The organism is Azohydromonas lata NBRC 102462, assembly GCF_001571085.1.
Lineage (GTDB): Bacteria > Pseudomonadota > Gammaproteobacteria > Burkholderiales > Burkholderiaceae_C > Azohydromonas > Azohydromonas lata.
In genome coordinates, this window is sequence record NZ_BCTC01000247.1 from 1 (window position 1) to 1,988 (window position 1,988).

General features: G+C 71.6%; 1 protein-coding gene. It reads right to left on the reverse strand.

All coding sequences use genetic code 11. The features are described 5' to 3' along the window. Window positions 1-1,988, reverse strand: a 1,988-nt coding sequence (locus tag ALA01S_RS34235; RefSeq protein WP_169806058.1) for an Ig-like domain-containing protein, incomplete at both ends; no start/stop codon positions are given.

Genomic DNA, 1,988 nt, shown 5'->3' on the forward strand with positions numbered 1-1,988 from the left:
CGCCGTCGCCGCCGGCCTGCGCGAACAGCGCATCCATGCTGGCGGCGGCCGAGCCCTCGGTGGCCATCGCGTCCACCACGATGTCCGAACCGATCCAGACCTGCGCCTGCGCGCCGCTGGAAGCTTGTGCATAGAGCGCGTCGAACGTGGCGCTCGCGCCGCTGCTGCCCTCGGCCGTCACGGCAATGGTGCCGATGCCCAGCTGCGCTTGCCCACCTTCGCTCGCCAGCGCATACAGCGAGGACAGCTCCGCACTGGCCGTGCCCGCCGCGGCCTGGGCGGCGACCGACAGGGGAGCGGCCACCCAGCCCACGGCATTGGTGTCCTCGCCATTGGCCTGAACGTTCACCATGCCGAACACGGCCTGGGCGCCGCTGGCACCCTCGGCGTGCACGGCCGCGGCACCCATGATGCCCATGGCCGCGAATTGGGCACCGTCCGAGGCCTCGACCGTCAGCGCGCTCAAGCGGGCTTGCGCCATGTCCGCATCCGACAGCGCGCCCACGTTCAGGCCGCCCATCATGATCACGGCCATCGCGTCATCGCCCTCGGCGTGCACGAGCAGGCCATCTCCTTCGCCGCCCATGCCGGCCGTCGCCGTCCCTTGCGCGGCATGGGCCTCGATGCTGAGCGCGCCGATGCTCACGTTGGCCGCGCTGCCGCTGCCCGCGGCCCACGCGACCACGGCGTCGGCGGTGGCCCAAGCGGTCCCGGTGTCGGCCTCCGCCAGCACCGTCAGGTTCTCGTGCACTTCGACGGACGCGTGGGCCATGTCACCTTCGGCCACGGCAGCCACACCCGCCGCGTTCGGCAGGTCCATCGACATCATCAGCGAGACGTCCTGGACCGCGGCGCCCAAGTGGGCCGTGGCGCCGGTGGCGCCCTCCGCGGTGATCGTCACGTCGCAGGCCTGCACCTGGGCCGTGCCGCCCGCCGCGTGCGCCACCAGCGCACCGGTCGCCTCGGCCGAGGCTTGGGCGCTCACGTGGGCCGCCACGTCAAAGGCGCCGGCGCGAGCCAGCGCCTCACTCCCGTCGGCATCGGCGACCACGTACACCGCGGCCGAACCGTTGTCGCTGGAGTCCAGCGTCAGCGCCACGCGGTCGTTCCAGATGGTGTTGGTATCGGCGGTGACGAAGTTGTGATTCGGCTCCACCGAGGCCGCGGACACGATGCCGGCCACGAGGTGGCGGCTGCCCAGGGCACCCTCGGCGTTGATGTCCAGGCCGCCCGTGCGCACGACGCCCGTGACCTCGATGTTGCCCAGCTCGGTGCCGGTGTAGAGGTCGTACTCGTGGCGGTAGAGCGAGAGCTCGTCCACGTCGCCTTGCAGGCCGTGGGTCACCACGAACACGTCGGCGTCCGGCGCGCTGGCCTGCGGGTCGGTTCCCTCGTAGGCTCGGCGGGCCAGATTGAAGATCTGGCAGTTCTCCTCCAGCACCAGCGCCGGCAGCACCGTAAAGCTGCCCGTGCTGGCGCCGCTGGTGTTGCCGGCCCGGTCGGTGACGATGGCGCTGACCGCGTAGTCGCCGTCCACGGGCAGGTTGGCCGTGGGGATGACGACGCTCGCATGGCCGTCGATCACGTCCTGCGCGGTGACCGTGTGCTGGATCTGCACCGGCGTGTTGGTCGTCGGGTCGTCCACCGTCAGCGTGATGACGTCGCCCGCGCGCACGTCGGCGGCGAAGGGCACCACCACGGGCACGCCGCCGTCGGAGGTCAGCTCCTCGTCCATCACGCCGCCCGGCGCCTCAGGCACCACCAGGGTGCCCGGGGCCTGGACCTGCGTGTCCAGCGTGAAGCTGTAGGCCGTGTCGGCGTGGTTGCCGGCCGTGTCGGTGACGCGCACCACCAGGTTGTTCAGGCCCTCGGCGGCGGTGAAGCTGTTGCTCCAGGTCGTGCCGCCATTGGTGCTGTAGCTCACCGTGGCGCCCGATTCCACGCCCGTCACGGCCAGCGTGCCGACCTTGCTGAGGTGGTCCGTGGCA